At 70.1% G+C, this 16,005-nt stretch carries 16 protein-coding genes; 13 read left to right on the forward strand and 3 right to left on the reverse strand.

Annotated features, from left to right (window positions below; translation table 11 throughout):
- Positions 1-48 precede the first annotated feature (48 nt).
- Positions 49-1,113, reverse strand: a complete 1,065-nt coding sequence (locus tag ACBR40_RS13675; protein WP_371248891.1) for a hypothetical protein — start codon at positions 1,111-1,113, stop codon at positions 49-51.
- Positions 1,114-1,656: 543 nt separating this feature from the next.
- Here ACBR40_RS13675 and ACBR40_RS13680 point away from each other — a divergent pair.
- The 3 genes from ACBR40_RS13680 (at position 1,657) to ACBR40_RS13690 (ending at position 4,006) form a co-directional block, all read left to right on the forward strand.
- Entirely contained in the window at positions 1,657-2,616 is a 960-nt protein-coding gene (locus tag ACBR40_RS13680; RefSeq protein WP_371248892.1) for an IS481 family transposase, read from the forward strand.
- A gap of 62 nt (positions 2,617-2,678) precedes the next feature.
- The gene (locus tag ACBR40_RS13685; RefSeq protein ID WP_371248893.1) at positions 2,679-3,146 is read left to right on the forward strand and encodes a hypothetical protein; all 468 of its coding nucleotides are present in this window, start codon (positions 2,679-2,681) and stop codon (positions 3,144-3,146) included.
- A gap of 473 nt (positions 3,147-3,619) precedes the next feature.
- Complete coding sequence (locus ACBR40_RS13690) at positions 3,620-4,006, forward strand: PepSY domain-containing protein (protein ID WP_344213657.1); 387 nt, start codon at positions 3,620-3,622, stop codon at positions 4,004-4,006.
- A gap of 27 nt (positions 4,007-4,033) precedes the next feature.
- On the opposite strand, the gene ACBR40_RS13695 is transcribed toward ACBR40_RS13690, so the two are convergent.
- Positions 4,034-5,014 (reverse strand): helix-turn-helix transcriptional regulator, encoded by a 981-nt coding sequence (locus ACBR40_RS13695; protein WP_371248894.1) that lies wholly within the window; start codon positions 5,012-5,014, stop codon positions 4,034-4,036.
- 63 nt (positions 5,015-5,077) lie between these two features.
- On the opposite strand from ACBR40_RS13695, the gene ACBR40_RS13700 reads away from it, so the two are divergent.
- The 3 genes from ACBR40_RS13700 to ACBR40_RS13710 all read left to right on the forward strand — a co-directional run bounded on the left by ACBR40_RS13700 (position 5,078) and on the right by ACBR40_RS13710 (position 6,570).
- Positions 5,078-5,671 (forward strand): DinB family protein, encoded by a 594-nt coding sequence (locus ACBR40_RS13700; protein ID WP_371248895.1) that lies wholly within the window; start codon positions 5,078-5,080, stop codon positions 5,669-5,671.
- Positions 5,661-6,098: a VOC family protein gene (locus ACBR40_RS13705; RefSeq protein WP_371248896.1), complete on the forward strand. Its 438-nt coding sequence runs from the start codon at positions 5,661-5,663 to the stop codon at positions 6,096-6,098. Before ACBR40_RS13700 ends, ACBR40_RS13705 begins: the two co-directional genes overlap by 11 nt.
- 112 nt (positions 6,099-6,210) lie before the next feature.
- On the forward strand, positions 6,211-6,570 hold the full coding sequence (locus tag ACBR40_RS13710; protein ID WP_344213649.1) for a hypothetical protein: 360 nt from the start codon (positions 6,211-6,213) through the stop codon (positions 6,568-6,570).
- Here ACBR40_RS13710 and ACBR40_RS13715 read toward each other — a convergent pair.
- Positions 6,567-7,457, reverse strand: a complete 891-nt coding sequence (locus ACBR40_RS13715) for an LLM class flavin-dependent oxidoreductase (protein ID WP_344213647.1) — start codon at positions 7,455-7,457, stop codon at positions 6,567-6,569. The two genes, ACBR40_RS13710 and ACBR40_RS13715, sit on opposite strands and share 4 nt — an antisense overlap.
- 111 nt (positions 7,458-7,568) lie before the next feature.
- On the opposite strand from ACBR40_RS13715, the gene ACBR40_RS13720 reads away from it, so the two are divergent.
- From ACBR40_RS13720 to ACBR40_RS13750, 7 genes are all read left to right on the forward strand, one after another.
- Complete coding sequence (locus ACBR40_RS13720; RefSeq protein WP_344213645.1) at positions 7,569-8,108, forward strand: DUF305 domain-containing protein; 540 nt, start codon at positions 7,569-7,571, stop codon at positions 8,106-8,108.
- An 83-nt stretch (positions 8,109-8,191) separates the two neighbouring features.
- Positions 8,192-8,908 (forward strand): FCD domain-containing protein, encoded by a 717-nt coding sequence (locus ACBR40_RS13725; protein WP_344213643.1) that lies wholly within the window; start codon positions 8,192-8,194, stop codon positions 8,906-8,908.
- Positions 8,909-8,933: 25 nt separating this feature from the next.
- Positions 8,934-10,184: an ABC transporter substrate-binding protein gene (locus ACBR40_RS13730; RefSeq protein WP_371248897.1), complete on the forward strand. Its 1,251-nt coding sequence runs from the start codon at positions 8,934-8,936 to the stop codon at positions 10,182-10,184.
- Positions 10,181-11,023 (forward strand): sugar ABC transporter permease, encoded by an 843-nt coding sequence (locus ACBR40_RS13735; protein ID WP_344213639.1) that lies wholly within the window; start codon positions 10,181-10,183, stop codon positions 11,021-11,023. The genes ACBR40_RS13730 and ACBR40_RS13735 overlap by 4 nt, the downstream gene beginning before the upstream one ends.
- Positions 11,020-11,832: a carbohydrate ABC transporter permease gene (locus ACBR40_RS13740; RefSeq protein ID WP_091081271.1), complete on the forward strand. Its 813-nt coding sequence runs from the start codon at positions 11,020-11,022 to the stop codon at positions 11,830-11,832. Before ACBR40_RS13735 ends, ACBR40_RS13740 begins: the two co-directional genes overlap by 4 nt.
- Positions 11,829-14,735 carry a hypothetical protein gene (locus ACBR40_RS13745; protein ID WP_371248898.1) on the forward strand — a complete coding sequence of 969 codons (2,907 nt, stop codon included), beginning with the start codon at positions 11,829-11,831 and terminating at the stop codon, positions 14,733-14,735. The genes ACBR40_RS13740 and ACBR40_RS13745 overlap by 4 nt, the downstream gene beginning before the upstream one ends.
- Entirely contained in the window at positions 14,732-15,955 is a 1,224-nt protein-coding gene (locus ACBR40_RS13750) for an enolase C-terminal domain-like protein (protein ID WP_371248899.1), read from the forward strand. The genes ACBR40_RS13745 and ACBR40_RS13750 overlap by 4 nt, the downstream gene beginning before the upstream one ends.
- Positions 15,956-16,005 lie beyond the last annotated feature (50 nt).

Here is a 16,005-nt window from a genome sequence, read left to right on the forward strand (position 1 = left end):
AGTTTGCCGCAGTCCCTCCTCGGGAAGCCGGGCAGGGCGGCAACGGTCTCAATCGCGAATCAGCGCGCTTCCCAGAGAAACGGTGTTGCCAGGGTGCAGTCCGAGGTCGCGAATTCTGTGCGACACTCCAGAATGGACGTTGACCCGATAATAACCGAATGATCCATCGCCCTCGGGCGCTTCGGCTTCGACGATGTATTCGTCATCGGTCAGCCAGCCATGGCCGACCGCGTCGCTCGGTTCTGAGAGGAGATGAAGCTTCAGTTTCCTGATGATTTTTCCGGTCATGACGTCGCGAGTGACCAGATACTCATCGCCATCGCCGGCGTCGGCCTGTATGTCCACGAGAAACTGGCCGTCCGGGGAGAGGCTTTCGGCGGAGTAGCCTTCTCGCCGTTCGCTGATGACGGCGCCATCGCGCTTCAGGATGGTCACCGTGCTCGGCTCGCTGATGCCGGAACACGTTCGTTGTGCCGCTATCCGTGCCGCATCATGGCTCATGCCGATGATCGCACAGAATCCTTGAAGGGTGGTGGTCTGTCCGGTGGCGAACTCGGTGATGAGCAAGCGAGGTCGGCTCCCGGCGAAGGACACCGCGAAGAATTCTCCGTCCGGTGAGATGTCCAGGTCGCGTACATCACCGAGTGCTTGGGCGTCGAGGCGCGGGGAGGTCGCCTTTCGCTGCGCCGTCGGCAGATCCCAACCCACGAACTGCATGTATTTCTTGCTGAAGTAAGCGATGCGATGGCCGTCGCGAGTGATCCGGAGCGTGACCCTGCGTCCCTCGGTATCGTTCAGCTGTATCTGACTGGCCGCGTCGTAAAGGTCGATGTTGCTGGTGCAATCGTCATCGCCGACACTGACCCCTTTTCGGTACCCGCCGCATCCCACCCCGTACGGTACGCCGATGTCCTGCCTTCCTCTACCGAGCTTGAGATTGACGTGTAACCGCCACTCGGTGCAAGTGACCAGCGGAGGTTCGCCTTCTTCCGCTGCATCGGGAGACCAGCCGGGACAGCTCGAATTCTCGGGAATGAAGGCGTATTGTACGGGCGGATCGAAAGGCTCCGGTGTCCATTCCCATGTCGATCGTGGCGACGCGTCCTGATTCACAAAAAGCAAGCCGGCTCCGACTACGCATATGAGGAGAAGGATACTGGCCCACTTTGCTGGCGGGCGTCTCGGGCTATGTTGCGACCCGAGAGGAGGCGAGTGGACTCCACCAGCTCCAGACCCATTCATATCGACGGATGTCCTCATGATTCCCGCGCCTCCCGGTCCAGTGTCGATCGACACGGTAAGCGAGCCCAGTAACGAGTGGATCACAGGGCTGAAGACTCTCTATCGAAGCGGAGTCGGGTGGGTGACGGAGGAGCTCGTGTATCCATGGACGCGGCGGTTCCTCCCATGGAGAATCACCCAGGCCGTGGTCAGGGGATGATATGAGCGTTACGGATAGGTAGTGGAGTCGGTGCGCGGTGGCCCGAAAAGTGTCATGAGAAACCCGCGGCCGAAATGTGCTGCGGACGTGGCGATAGGCTGACCCAGTGCGGCGGCTAGATGTATTGACCACGAGCGTTGTTAACAGTGGGACTTGATCAATAGAGAAGCCTCCGATGTGGTGAAGGTGTCGAATCTGCACCGCACGGAGGCTTCATGTCCCACCGTAACGCCCGGCTGACCGTGTACGCCCGCCGCCTGCTCGTTCAGCGAGTCCTGGCCGGCCGACCGGTCGCGCACGTAGCAGCCGAGATGGGCATCTCCCGGCCCACCGCCTACAAATGGATCCGCCGCTGGCGCGCCGAGGGCGAAGCAGGCCTGCACGATCGGCCCAGCCGAGCGCACACCATCCCGCACCGCACCCCCGCCGAAGTGGAAGCCGAGGTCTGCAGGTTGCGCACCAGCCGCAAGCTCGGCCCCGCCCGCATCGGCCCCATCCTCGGCCTGGCAGCCTCCACCGTGCACCGCATCCTGACCCGCCACGGCCTGCACCGCCTGGCCTGGCTGGACCGACCCACCGGCCAGCCCATCCGCCGCTACGAACGCGACCAGCCCGGCGAACTGGTGCACGTCGATGTCAAGAAGCTCGGACGCATCCCCACCGGCGGCGGCTGGCGCATCCACGGCCGCGACCAGCGCAGCCACGACCGCAGCCGCACCATCGGCTTTGACTACATCCATTCGGCCATCGACGACTACTCCCGCCTGGCATACAGCGAGGTCCTGCCCGACGAGAAGGCCACCACCTGCGCCGCCTTCCTCCGCCGCGCCGCCGCCCACTTCGCCGGCCTGGGCATCACCCGCATCCAGCGCGTGCTGACCGACAACGCGCTGGCCTACCGCCGCGGCACCGCCTGGCGCCAGGCCTTGGCCGAACTCGGCGCGACCGCCAAGCACACCCGCCCCTACCGGCCACAGACCAACGGCAAAGCCGAACGCTTCAACCGCACCTTGCTCGATGAATGGGCCTACGCCCGCCCTTACGCCAGCAACGACGAACGCACCATCGCTCTGCCAGACTTCCTCCACACCTACAACCACCACCGAGGCCACACCGCACTCGGCGGCCATCCACCGATCACCCGCGTCAACAACGCTGCGGGTCAATACAGCTAGACCTGGCCGACCCGTGAGATAGTCGCTCTCGCTCAGGGAGCGTCAATGAGCGGAGATAGTGAGTGTCGAACGGTCTCGCGCAGTTCGTGTTGTCTTTCGCGGACGAGGAACTGATCCTCGACCGAGGGAATGTGAACGCGGAGGCTCGGGCCAATATGGTGGCGTTCGGGTTCGTCCCGCAGGGCTTCGACGTGCGGCCTGCTGAGCGGGCTCTTGTCACGCTTGGTGAGCGGCTCCGCGCGCGGTTCGTCGATGTTGTCGGGCCGGTGACGTTTTATGCCTGGTATGACGAGCAGGCCGGCCAGCTGCGGTGTTCGATCGTTGCTGCCGAGCCGGATGACCTGCCGTTCGGAGGGCGGTACCGTGCCGTGGACGATCCCGCACCTGTGCTCGCCCTGATGGCTGCTGATGTACAGCCGGGTGTGGTGCTGTGGGCTGATCTGCGGGAAGTCCCCGCTGAGGATGTTGCCGGCCCGGATGAGCAGGTCGAGTACTCGTTCCCTGTGTTCGTCGTTAAGGTCAGCCGGTAAAAACTTCAGCGTCGGCAGAGCTTTGCGGCCGAGAGTATCCCGTCTGGCCGCGGGCTCTTCGGTTCGGTAACCGATTCGGTGCTTGGGCGGAGGCATGATCTGGAAGTTGGAGCCCCGCTGTCGGTACGGCCTTGCTAACCGAGAGTCCCTGGCACGGTCACCATTCCCTGGTGGAGGGTGCAGGCCGTCCCTTCAACGGGCCGCGCAGCAAGGAGCGCCAGGTGGAGCTCTTGCGATGGGCAGGTCCGGTGACGGGTCGAGGCCGTTCGGCGGTTCTCGGGGTCCGGGTCCTGTTGGCCGAGTTGTGGGCGTGGCTTTAGCAGGGCGCGGGCAGCCTGGCCGGTATGGATGGTGCAAGACGGACAAAGGTCATCATCGGCACCGTTTTCATGGGCTCGGCCCTGGCCGGTTTCACGGCGCCCTCGGAGCCGCCGGGCGGTACGGGGGCGGGCGAGAGGGCGAGTGCCGCGGCCATGGACGCGGTCAAGGACTCCAAGGTCCTCTCGGTTCAGTCGAACAACGGTGGCCGGGTCTGGGAGGTGCAGCTCGCCGGGCCCGACGGCACCGAGCGGCTGTTGGAGGTGGATGCGTCGGGGAAGGTCTCGGGGGCCAGGGTCAAGGACACCGGTGAGGGTGAGAAGGCCAGGGTGATGGGCATCAGCAAGGACGCCCGGCTCAGCTTCAGGGACGCGGCGGCGAAGGTGTCCTCTGCGGTGCCGGAAGGCAGGATCACCCACATGAGCCTGGACCGGTACGGCGACGAGGCACTCGTCTGGGATGCCGATGTCCTCACTTCGGAAGGCGCCTGGCATGGAGTCAAGGTCGATGCCAGGACCGGGAACGTGACCAGGATCGGTTAGTGGAGCGCGGCGCCGGGACCGGGCGGGTCATGCCGGCCCCGTGTCGGCATCCGGTCCGGCGGCGGCGGTCAGGTTGCGGGCGAGGCGGGCGGCGGCCTCACGGAGTCCAGGGGGGTCGAGGATCTGGGTCTCGAAGCCGAGGGCGGCGATGTGCACGGCGAGCCAGTTCAGGTCGTCGCCCCCGGCTGTGAGCAGGCACCAGCCGTCCTCGTCGTCGGCCTCGACGCGGCCCACCTGCGGGGGGATCCGGTCGCGGACCTGGTCGGGGTGGGCGCGTAGGCGTACGCGGGCGTGGTGGCGGTAGGGGGACTCGGTCACGGAGCGCTGGACGTAGGCGGCCGGGTCGGGGTGGTCCCGGGGGCGGAAGCGCCAGGTCGTGGCGGTCACGTCGCGCATGCGGTCGAGGCGGAAGGTGCGCCAGTCGTCGCGGTCGACGTCCCAGGCCATGAGGTACCAGCGGCGGGCGGTGGCGACCAGGCGGACCGGCTCGACCGTGCGTTCGCGCGGCTCGCCGTCGCGGGCGGCGTAGCCGAAGCGGACGCGGACCGCGTCGCGGCAGGCGCGGGCGAGGGTCACCAGCAGTTCATGGTCGATCTCGATGCCGGGGCCGACCAGGGTGTCCATGGCCCCGTGCACGGCCCGGACCTCGGCGCGCAGCCGGGGCGGCATCACCTGGTCGAGCTTGGCGAGGGCGCGCAGGGCCGCCTCGCCCGCGCCGGCGACCGTCCCCCCGGACGCCAGCCGCAGGGACACCGCGGTCGCGATCGCCTCCTCGTCGTCGAGGAGCAGCGGCGGCAGCCGGGTGCCCGCGCCGAGCTGGTAGCCGCCGCCGACGCCTGCCGTGGCGTGCACCGGGTAGCCGAGGGCGCGCAGGCGCTCGACGTCGCGGCGGATCGAACGGTCGGTGACGCGCAGCTCGGCGGCCAGCTCGGTGGCGGTCCATGACGGGCGGCGCTGGAGCAGGGCCAGCAGGCGGAGCACGCGTTCGGTGGTTCCCTCGACGGTCACGTACGTCAGGGTTTCACGGATCGCGGACCGTACCTGTCCGGGAAAGGAGGGAAAGTGGGTCCCGTGAGCGAGGAAATCATCTGGAACCCGCTGTTGCGGGATCAGTTCGCGTGGCATTGGACCCAGCAGCTACGGCCGCGGCTCGACGGGCTCAGCGACGAGGAGTACTTCTGGGAGCCGGCGCCCGGCTCCTGGAACGTGCGGCCCCGGGGCACGGGGTCCGCGCCGATTCAGGGCGGGACGGGGGCGGTGACGATCGACTTCACGTTCCCGATGCCCGAGCCGGCGCCGTTCACCACGATCGCCTGGCGGCTCGGGCACGTGATCGTCGGCGTGCTCGCGATGCGCAACGCCGCGCACTTCGGCCGCGCGGCCACCGACTACCACTCCTACGAGTACGCCGCCACCGCCGCCGAGGCGCTGGCGCAGCTCGACGAGGAGTACGCGAGGTGGGCGGCCGGCGTCGAGGCGCTCGGCGAGGCCGGTCTCGCCCGTCCCTGCGGGGAGGCGGAGGGCGAGTGGGCCGCCCACCCCATGGCGGCGCTGGTGCTGCACATCAACAGGGAGCTGATCCACCACCTCTCCGAGGTGTGCCTGCTCCGCGACCTCTACCTGCACACGACCGGACAGAAGGAAAAGAGCGACCATGGCGCTTGAGGTGCAGATCACGTTCGACTGCGCGGACCCGGCGAAGTTGTCGGCGTTCTGGGCGGAGGCGCTCGGCTACCGGCTGCAGGACCCGCCGCCCGGCTTCGCGTCCTGGGAGGAGGCGCTGGAGGCGATGGGCGTGCCGCCCGAGCGGCACAACGACGCCTCCGCGCTGCTCGACCCGGAGGGGGCGGGGCCGCGGCTGTTCTTCCAGCGGGTGCCGGAGGGCAAGCAGGTCAAGAACCGGCTGCACCTCGACGTACGGGCCGCGCCGGGCCTGGAGGGCGAGGCGCGCATGGCGGCGCTGGAGGCGGAGGCCAGGCGGCTGGTGGGGCATGGCGCGACGCGGCTGGAGCGGCACGAGCCGGCCCCTCCGATGGCCGGCGGGCACATCATCATGGCCGACCCGGAGGGGAACGAGTTCTGCCTCGACTGAAGCCGAGTTGAGCGGGGTCTCGCGTGCTGGTGCTGCCTGGAGTCGGAGTGCCATGCTGATGTGCTGATGTGCTGATGTGCTGGTGGCCAACAGCCGTGAAAGGGGCGGGCGGATGGCGGCACGGGTGCTGGTGGTCGGGCTCGATCCGGCCACGCTGAAGGACTGGGATCCCGAGCCGGTGCAGGCGGCCATCGCCCGCGGCCGGGCCAGGTTCGCCGAGCATGGCGTCGAGGCCGACTACTGTCTGGTCGACCTCGCCGCGGACCCCGAGGGAGCGCTGGTGGAGGCGCTGAGCCGGGGCGGTCATGAGTGCGTGGTGATCGGCGGCGGCATCCGAGGGCACGAGCCGGCACTGCACATTTTCGAGCGCATGATCAACCTGGTACGGGAGCACGCGCCGGACGCGGCCATCGCCTTCAACACCAGCCCGGAGGACTGCCTCGACGCGGCCCTGCGCTGGCTACGGACCTAGAGCAGCAGGGCGCGGGCCTGGGCCAGCAGGTCCACCTGGGCCCGCCAGTCGTCGCCCGCCACGCCGACGACCGCGTGGTTCGCCCCGGCCTCCCGGTACGCGGCCAGCCTCTCCGCCGCCTGCTCAGGGGTGCCGGTGAGCGGAATGTCCATGACGTCGGCCAACGGCCGGTCGTAGGCGGAGGCGATGCCCGCGGCCAGCTCGGCCCGGGAGGGCGCCCCGGCCCCCAGGGCCGCGCTGCAGCCGATGGCGATGACCGGCGCGGGGCGGCCGTGCCCGGCGGCCAGGTCGTTCAGCCGCGCGCGCCCGTCGGCCACCGCACGCGGGGAGATCAGGGACGGGAACCAGCCGTCGCCGAGGCGCGCGGCCCGGCGCAGGGCGGCCGGGGAGGCGTTCCCCACCCACACCGGAGGCACCGGCACGGACAGGGACAGCTCGGCGGCCGAGCCGTCAGGCAGCGGCGTCCGCTCGCCGGACAGGAGGCTCGGGAGCAGCGTGAGCGCCGTGTCGGTACGGGCGCCGCGCTCGGCGTACGGCACCCCGGCCGCGGCCCACTGCGCCGGCCCCCCGCCCGATCCGACGCCGAGGACGAGACGGCCGTCGGAGACGTGCTGGAGGGTCGCGATCTGCTTGGCGGCCCAGGCGAGGGGGCGGAGGGCGGGGACGAGCACGCTGGTGCCGATGGCGACGCGGCTGGTGACGGCAGCGGCGGTGGCGAGGGCGACGGGCGCGTCGAGGGTGGGGGCGCCGATGGCGAGGTGGTCGCCGTGCCAGACGCCGTCGAGGCCGGCCTGCTCGGCGTGCCGGGCGGCGGCGGGCAGGTCGAGACCGTCGCGGCGTTGCACCGGGATGCCGGGCAGGATGACGCCGATCGTGAAGGGCTCCATGGAGATCCACCATGCAAGCTCAAGTTCGGTTGATGTCAAAGGAGAGCTTGCGCCCGCAGGAGAAATCGTCAACTCTTAGGAAAGTTTCCTGTAAGAAGAGGGGTGACGAGAGTGCGCGGGATTGCGGTCGTCGTCCTCGGGATCGTGCTGGCCGTCGCCGGCTGCGGCGCCCCGCCCGCCGAGCCCCCGCTGAACGCCGACGACGTGATGTTCGTCCAGATGATGGTCCAGCACCACCGCCAGGGCATCGAGATCGCGAAGCTGGGCGCCGAGCGCGCCAGGTCGCCCGAGGTCAGAACGCTCACCGCCGCCATCGAGACGACCCAGCAGGACGAGGTCGAGATGATGCTGCGCTGGCTGCACGACTGGGAGCAGCCGTTGCAGGCCGGCGAGGGGGCGCACGACCACCACGGCGGCATGCCGGAGACCGACGTGAAACGGATCCGGGCGCTGAGGAAGTCGAAGGACTTCGAGCGGGACCTGCTCGACCTGCTGATCGCGCACCAGGGCGACGCGGCCAGGATGGCGCAGGAGGAGGTCGCGAGCGGGATCAACCCGGCGGCCAAGGCGTGGGCCGGGCAGGTGGAGAGCTCGCGGCGCGGCCAAGTGGAGATGATGGCCCAGCTGATGACAAAGCTGGCCAAAAGCTGAAAAAGCTGGTCCAAGGCTGAAAAACGAGGAAACAGCCAACTCCTCATAGACGCCGCCCGCGAGAAGTGATTAGATCACTTGATATGTCCGAGGTGACGCGGCCGACACTGTCCGACGCTCTGACCGAGCGCATGCTGGAGCTCATCCGTACGGGCGGGCACCGGCCGGGCGACCGGCTGCCGTCCACGAGGGAGCTGTCGCAGCGCTTCGCCGTCACCACGCCGACGCTGCGCGAGGCGCTCCGCAGGCTGGAGGCGACCGGCGCGATCGAGCTGCGCCACGGCTCCGGCATCTACGTAGGCGCCGACATCGAGCGCCTGGTCCTGCCCAACCCCAACATGCGCGAGATCCGCGCCGCCCGGCTGCTGGAGCTGCTGGAGGCCCGCCTCGTCATCGAGCCCCCGCTGGCCGCCCTGGCCGCCGAGCGGGCCGGCGACGAGGAGCTGGCCGCGTTCCGGCGGGTGCTCGACGAGGCGGGGCGGCACCTGCGCGGCGAGGACGCCGAGCTGCACGACGCCAACATGGCCTTCCACCGGGCCACCGCCCGTACGGCGGGCAACGGCGTCCTGCACGAGGTGGTCGACTCGCTGCTCACCGTCCACGGCCCCGAGCAGCGCGAGATCCTGCAGATCTTCGACGACCGGCGGCGCGACTACGACGAGCACCTGGCGATCCTCGCGGCCATCGAAGCGCGTGACGCGGCGGCGGCCGAGGCCCGCATGCGGGCTCACCTGGCCGACGTGAAGACGGTCGTCGAGCGTCGGCTCCAGTCTCCTCCGGGAGACGCATCCCCCCGATAGAAACAAGAACCAAGGAGGCCGGCCCATGTTCCGGTCACGTGTTGCCACGCTGGGCGTGGCGGCGCTCGTCCTCGCCGCGTGCGGCGGCAACGGCGCCACCACGCAGGAGAAGAAGACCGAGCTGACGCTCTACAACGACAAGGGCGCGTGGACGAAGTTCTTCGACGAGATGGGCGCCCTGTCCAAGCAGCGGATCGGCCTGGGCATGAAGCCGACGGGATACACGGACTCGGCGCAGTACCAGGCGTTCATCAAGGCGTCGTTCCGTACGAACGTCAAGCCCGACCTGTTCACCTGGCAGACCGGGGGGATGCTGGAGGAGATCGTCAAGCAGAAGCAGGTGGCCGACACCACGGCCGTCTGGCAGGAGGCGATCAAGGCGGGCGACCTGTCGCAGGACCTCGCGCCCTACTACACGATCGGCGGCAAGCAGTACTGCGTGCCGATGAACGTCGCCTACTGGGGGATGTTCTACAACAAGAAGGTCTTCGACCAGCACGGCCTGACCCCGCCGCAGACCTGGGACGAGCTGATCAAGGTCGCCGACACCCTCAAGCAGAACGGCGTCAAGGCGTTCTACCACACGAGCGTGCTGTTCTCGTTCGTCTGGTTCGAGCAGCTCATGGCCGGCACCGACCCCGACCTGTACGACCGCCTGTCCACCGGACAGGCGAAGTACACCGACCCCGGCGTGGTCCAGGTGATGGAGCGCTGGAAGTCGATGATCGACGCCGGCTACTTCATCAACCCGGGCGACAAGACCGACCCCGGTGACGTGCTGAAGAACGGCAAGGCGGCGATGGTGTCGTTCGGCACCTGGTTCAACACCAGCATGACCCAGCGGGACATGAAGGCCGGCACCGACTACGGCTTCTTCGTCATCCCCAACGTCAACGCGGCACTCCCCAAGACGTCGATGATCTTCGAGAGCGGGCCGCTCTGCTCGCTGACCAAGGCCGCCGACCCCGAGGCGAGCATGAAGTACCTCAAGTGGTGGACCAGCGCCGAGGCGCAGGAGAAGTGGGCGACCAGCCGCGGCGACGTGAGCGCCAACCCCAAGGTCGCCATCCAGGACGAGGCGCTCGGCGCGGTCACCAAGGACGCGGGCAGCGGGAAGTACCGCCTGGTCAACCGCTACTTCGAGGCGACGCCGCCACCGGTGCTGACGGCCGCGCTCGACGGGTTCGGCAAGTTCGTCACCGAGCCCGGCAGCTACAAGGAGGTCCTGGAGACCATCCAGAAGGCCGCCGACGAGTACTGGAGCACGCATCAGTGACCCGTTCACCGGTGCTCGGGAGGTTCCGGCACGGGTACGTGGCGCCCGCGGCCGTCCTGGTCGCGGTGCTGCTCTACGCGCCGTTCGTGTGGACCGCCTACCTGAGCCTCACCCGGTACGACGGGCTGGAGCCCCCGGCATGGGCCGGCCTGGACAACTTCGTCAAGCTGTTCGGCGACCCGGCCCTGCTCACCTCGGTCCGCAACACGCTGATCTGGGTGGCCGGCACGATGGTGCTGCCGGTCGGGCTCGGCCTGCTGGTGGCGGTCCTGTCGTACGACCTCAAGGGCGGCGTCTGGTACCGCGTGCCGTTCATGCTGCCGTACGCGCTGAGCGGCGCGGGCCTCGCCATGGTGTGGAGCCCGGTCCTGTCCCATGACGGGATCGCGAACCTGCTGCTCGGCGTGGACACCGCGTTCCTCCAGGAGGCGCCGCAGAACACCCTCGCCATGCTGCTGGTCTGGACCTGGCAGCAGCTCGGCGTGAACACGCTGCTGTTCGTCGTCGGCCTGCAGTCCATCCCGAAGGAGCCGATCGAGGCGGCCCGGCTGGACGGCGCGTCGGGGTGGCGGCTGTTCCGGCACGTGATCTGGCCGCTGATGCGCCCGCTGACGGCGGTCGTGGTGGGCCTCGCGCTGGTGGCGAGCCTGAAGACGTTCGACATCGTGTGGGTGCTCACGCAGGGCGGTCCCGGGCGCAACTCCGAGACGCTGGCGGTGACGATGTACAAGGAGACGTTCGTGGCCAGCCAGTACGGCTACGGCTCGGCCGTGGCGGTGCTGCTCACGGTGGTGACCGGCCTCGCGTCCTACCTCTACCTGAAGAGGCAGGTGCGATGATCCGCAGGGCCGTGCTCATCGTGCTCGGGCTGGTCTGGCTCGGGCCCACCTACCTGCTGCTGGTCAACGCCGCGCGGCCGGCCGAGTCGTACGACCCGTCGCGGGCCTGGGCGCCCGCCGGCGACTTCGCGCTGCTCGACAACGTGGCGCGGGCCGTCGAGGGCGCGGACCTCGGCGGCAGCCTGGCCAGCACCGCGCTCTACGCCGTGGTCTCGCCGCTGCTGGGCGTGCTGATCGGGGCGCTGGCCGGCTACACGATCGTGGTGCTGCGGCTGCGGCACGGCTTCTGGTGGTTCCTGCTGATCTTCGGCGGCACCGTGTTCCCGTCCCAGATGCTGCTGGTGCCGCTGTTCGTCAGCTACAGCGACGCCGGTCTGTACGACACCCGCCTCGGCCTCATCCTCGTCTACACCGCGATCAACGTGCCGCTCGGCGCGTTCGTGCTGCGCAACTTCTACCAGGGCGTCGCCTTCTCCATCTTCGAGGCGGCCCGCATGGACGGCGCGTCCACCTGGCGCATCTTCTGGCGGATCTACCTGCCGATGTCGGCCAGCGCGCTGACCGCCGTGTTCATCCTGGAGTTCACCTTCATCTGGAACGACCTCGTCTTCGGCCTGACCCTCAGCCAGACCGCGGACGTACGGCCGGTCATGACCGCCATCGCGGGGCTCATGACCGACGTCTACGCCGGCACCCCGGTGCCGGTCGGCCTCGCGGCGGGCCTGGTGGTCTCGCTGCCGACGGTCGTGCTCTTCCTCGCCACCCAGCGCCTCTTCGCCCGAGGCCTTTCCCTAGGGAGTGTGCAATGACCAGCCGGTTGCTCCAGCGGAGCCTCGGGAGCCCCGACTACGACGGGATCAGGCAGGCGCTGCGGGACGACACCTCGACGCCCGTGATCAGCGAGCGCGGGCTGGAGGTGCGGGTGGCGGCGGTGCCGCTGTTCACCCACGACGGGCGTCAGGCGGTCAGGGTGTCGAGCACCGTGCCGCTGACGCACGTGCTGGTGGGCGTGGACAGCGCGACGGGCACGGACGTGACGCTGCTGGTGCCCGAGGTGGACGCGCCGCGCGCGCTGACGCTGGAGTGCCGCGACGAGAGCGGCGTGGTCGGCACCGCCCGGGTGACGGTGACGCCGCAGCGCAAGTGGAGCGTGTTCGTCGTGCACCACTCGCATCTCGACATCGGCTACACCGACCCGCAGGGCACGGTGCTCCGCCACCACCTCGACTACCTCGACGCGGCGGTCCGGCTGGCGGAGGAGACCGCGTCCTGGCCGGACGACGCGAAGTTCCGCTGGACGGTCGAGTCGTCGTGGCCGGCGCAGAAGTGGCTGGCCGCGCGGCCCGCCGAGGCGGTGGAGTCGTTCCGCCGCTTCGCGCGGGAGGGCGTGATCGAGGTGACGGCGCTGCCGTTCCAGCTCCACACCGAGGCGTGCTCGACGGAGGAGCTGCACCGGCAGCTCCGCTTCGCCCGCGAGTCGGGGCTGCCGGTCACCTCCGCCATGCACACCGACGTGCCGGGCGCGGTCGTCGGGCTGGTGGACGCGCTCAGCGCGGCAGGCGTGCGCTACCTCGCGGCGGCGCACAACTGGGCCGGGCGGTCGGTGCCCTACCTGCACGGCGGCGACAAGCTCACCCGGCCGTTCCGGTGGCGGGCGCCGAGCGGGAACGAGATCCTCGTGTGGTTCACTGACACGCCGCACGGGATGGCGTACATGGAGGGCAACACGGTCGGGCTGACCGACTCCTACGAGCTGGCCGACGACCTGCTGCCGCGCTACCTGGCGGCGCTGGCCACGCGCGGTTACCCGTACGGGCCGGGGACGTTCGGGTGGCAGGGCCCTGACGCGCCCCGGGAGCCGTACGAGCTGGACGTGCTGCACCTGCGGGTGCAGGGCGCGCACGCCGACAACGCGGGTCCGTCGATCGTGCCGGCCTCGATCGCCCGCCGCTGGAACGAGCAGTGGGCCTGGCCGCGGCTGCGCTCGGCGGTCAACAGCGACTTCTTCGCGCACGTCGAGGAGCACCACCTGGACCGGCTGGCGGTGCACGAGGGCGACTGGACCGACTGGTGGGCCGACGGGCTCGGCTCGGGTGCGCGCCCGCTCGGCTACGTACGCCGGGCGCAGTCGGCGCTGCGCGTGGCCGAGACGCTGCACACGCTGGCCGGCGTGGACGTCACCGCGCAGGTGGACGCCGCCTACGACGGGGTCGCCCTGTTCAACGAGCACACCTGGGGCGCGGCCAACCCGTGGGAGGACGCCGAGGAGGCCGGCGACTCCGGCGGCCTGCAGTGGACGCGCAAGTCCTCCGGCGCCTACCAGGCCCAGGACGACGCGGCGGACCTGCTGCACGCGGCCGTGCGCCGCTTCGCCGCCGCGCTGGCCGAGGGGGAGGGTCGGCCCGCGTTCGCGGTGTTCAACCCGGCCACCCGCGCGCGGACGGACGTCGTGCGCGCGTTCCTGCCGCGCGACGTGGTGCCGGTGGACGTGCCGATCGCGCTGGTGGACGCGCGGACCGGGGAGACGGTGCCGCACCACGAGGAGTTCGTGGACCCCGACGACTGGCCGACCCGTCCGATCGGGCGGCACGTGCACGCGGTGGTCCGTGACGTGCCGGGCTTCGGGCACGTCCGGCTCGACGTGGTGCGGGCCGAGGCGCAGCCTCCCGAGCCCGCCGAGCCGCCGGTCGACGCGGTCATCGAGAACGAGTTCTACCGGGTGGCCTACGACGTGCGCGAGGGCCACCTCAGCTCGGTCTTCGACAAGCGGGCCGGGCGCGAGCTGGTCAACGGCGACGCCGCGGCCGGCTTCGGCCAGTACGTCTACGACCAGTACGCCACCGCCCCCCACTTCAACCACCTGTCCGGCCACGTCGGCGCGCACGACCGCACGCTGCTCGGCGACCGGGCCATCGGCCGGCACGCCACGGTCACCGAGTGCCGGCGCACGGCGGTCGGCGAGCGGCTGGTGGTCGAGCTGCGCGGCAAGGGCGTCGACTGGATCCGCACCACGATCGAGCTGCACTACGGCGTGCCCAGGCTCGACCTGACCTACCAGCTCGCCAAGCAGGGCACCCCGGCCAAGGAGGCGGTGTTCCTGGCCTTCCCGTTCGCCGCGGGGCCGCCCTCGGCGTGGGAGCTGACCGGGGGCGTCGGCGGGCCCGACGTGCCGCGGGTGCCGGGTTCGGCGGCGTACATGCTGCCCATCCGGCACTGGATCGCCTTCGAGGACCCCGAGCTGACCGTGGCCTGGGCCACGCTGGAGGCTCCGCTGGTGCAGCTCGGCACCATCCACATGCCGTACGCGCCGTTCCCGCCCACGCTCGACCAGGAGGACGGCACGGTCTACTCCTGGGCGCTCAACAACATCTGGGACACCAACTTCCCCGCGCAGCAGCAGGGCGAGACCACGTTCAGGTACGCCGTGGCCTCCGAGGCGGGCGCCCCCGCCCGCCGGCTGGGCGCGGCGGCGGCGGCCGGGCTCACCGAGCCGTTCGTCGGCGCGCTGGTCACCGACGCCGCGCCGGTCACCACCACGTACGCCTCGGTGGACCATCCCGACGTGCTCATCACCTCGATCGGGCAGAACGGGGTCAGGCTCCAGTCGCTGGCCGCCGAGCCGGTCGAGGCGACGGTCGCCCTGGGGAACGAGACCACAACGGTACGGCTGCCCGCCTGCGGGGTGGCGGTCGCGGAGGGAACGCGCCTGTGAAGATCGTCGACGTCCGGGCCACCACGGTGGCCGTGCCGCTGGAGGCGCCGCTGCGGCACAGCAACGGCGCGCACTGGGGGCGCTTCGTCCGTACGATCGTCGAGGTCGAGGCCGACAACGGGCTCGTCGGCCTGGGCGAGATGGGCGGCGGCGGCGAGAGCGCCGAGTCGGCCTTCCGCGCGCTGCTGCCGTACCTGAAGGGCCACGACCCGTTCCAGCTCGAAGCCCTGCGGTTCAAGATCGCCAACCCGACGGCCTCGCTCTACAACAACCGCACCCAGCTCCTCGCCGCGATCGAGTTCGCCTGCCTCGACCTCATCGGGCGGCACCTCGGGGTGGCGGTGTGCGACCTGCTCGGCGGGCGGGTGCGCGAGGAGGTGCCGTTCGCCTCCTACCTGTTCTTCCGTTACGCCGACGACGGGTACGCCGAGGTCCGCACCCCCGACCAGCTCGTGGAGCACACCCGGCGGCTGAAGGAGGCGCACGGCTTCACCGTCCACAAGCTGAAGGGCGGCGTCTTCCCGCCGGACTACGAGCTGGAGTGCTACCGGGCGCTCGCCGCGGCGTTCCCCGGCGACCGGCTCAGGTACGACCCCAACGCCGTCCTGTCGGTCGCCGAGGGGCTGCGCTTCGGCAAGGCCATCGAGGGGCTGAACAACGACTACCTGGAGGACCCGGTCTGGGGCCTGGAGGGGCTGCGCGCGGTGCGCGAGCAGGTGCGGGTGCCGCTCGCGACCAACACCGTCGTCGTCAACTTCGAGCAGCTCGCCTCCAACGTGCTGCGCAGGGCCGCCGACGTCGTGCTGCTGGACACCACGTTCTGGGGCGGGATCCGGCCGTGCGTGAAGGCGGCGGGGGTGTGCGAGACGTTCCAGCTCGGCGTGGCCGTGCACTCGTCGGGGGAGCTGGGCATCCAGCTCGCGACCATGCTGCACCTCGGCGCGGTGCTGCCCAACCTCACCTACTCCGCCGACGCCCACTACCACCAGCTCCGCGACGACGTCATCGAGGGCGGCAAGCTCGCCTACGCGGGCGGGGCCGTCGCGGTGCCGACCGGGCCGGGGCTCGGGGTGGAGCTGGACCGCGAGCGGGTGGAGCGCTACGCCGAGCTGTACCGGGAGCTCGGCGGCTATCCGTACGACCGCGATCCCGGCCGGCCCGGCTGGTACGCCACCGTCCCGAACGAGCGTTTCGCGGACCCCGAGGTAGCCACTCCATAATGGGGCGCTATGTCGGAAACATCACAGCCTGCCCCTCCCGCTGACAACCT

This window comes from Nonomuraea sp. AD125B (assembly GCF_041402765.1).
Lineage (GTDB): Bacteria > Actinomycetota > Actinomycetes > Streptosporangiales > Streptosporangiaceae > Nonomuraea > Nonomuraea bangladeshensis.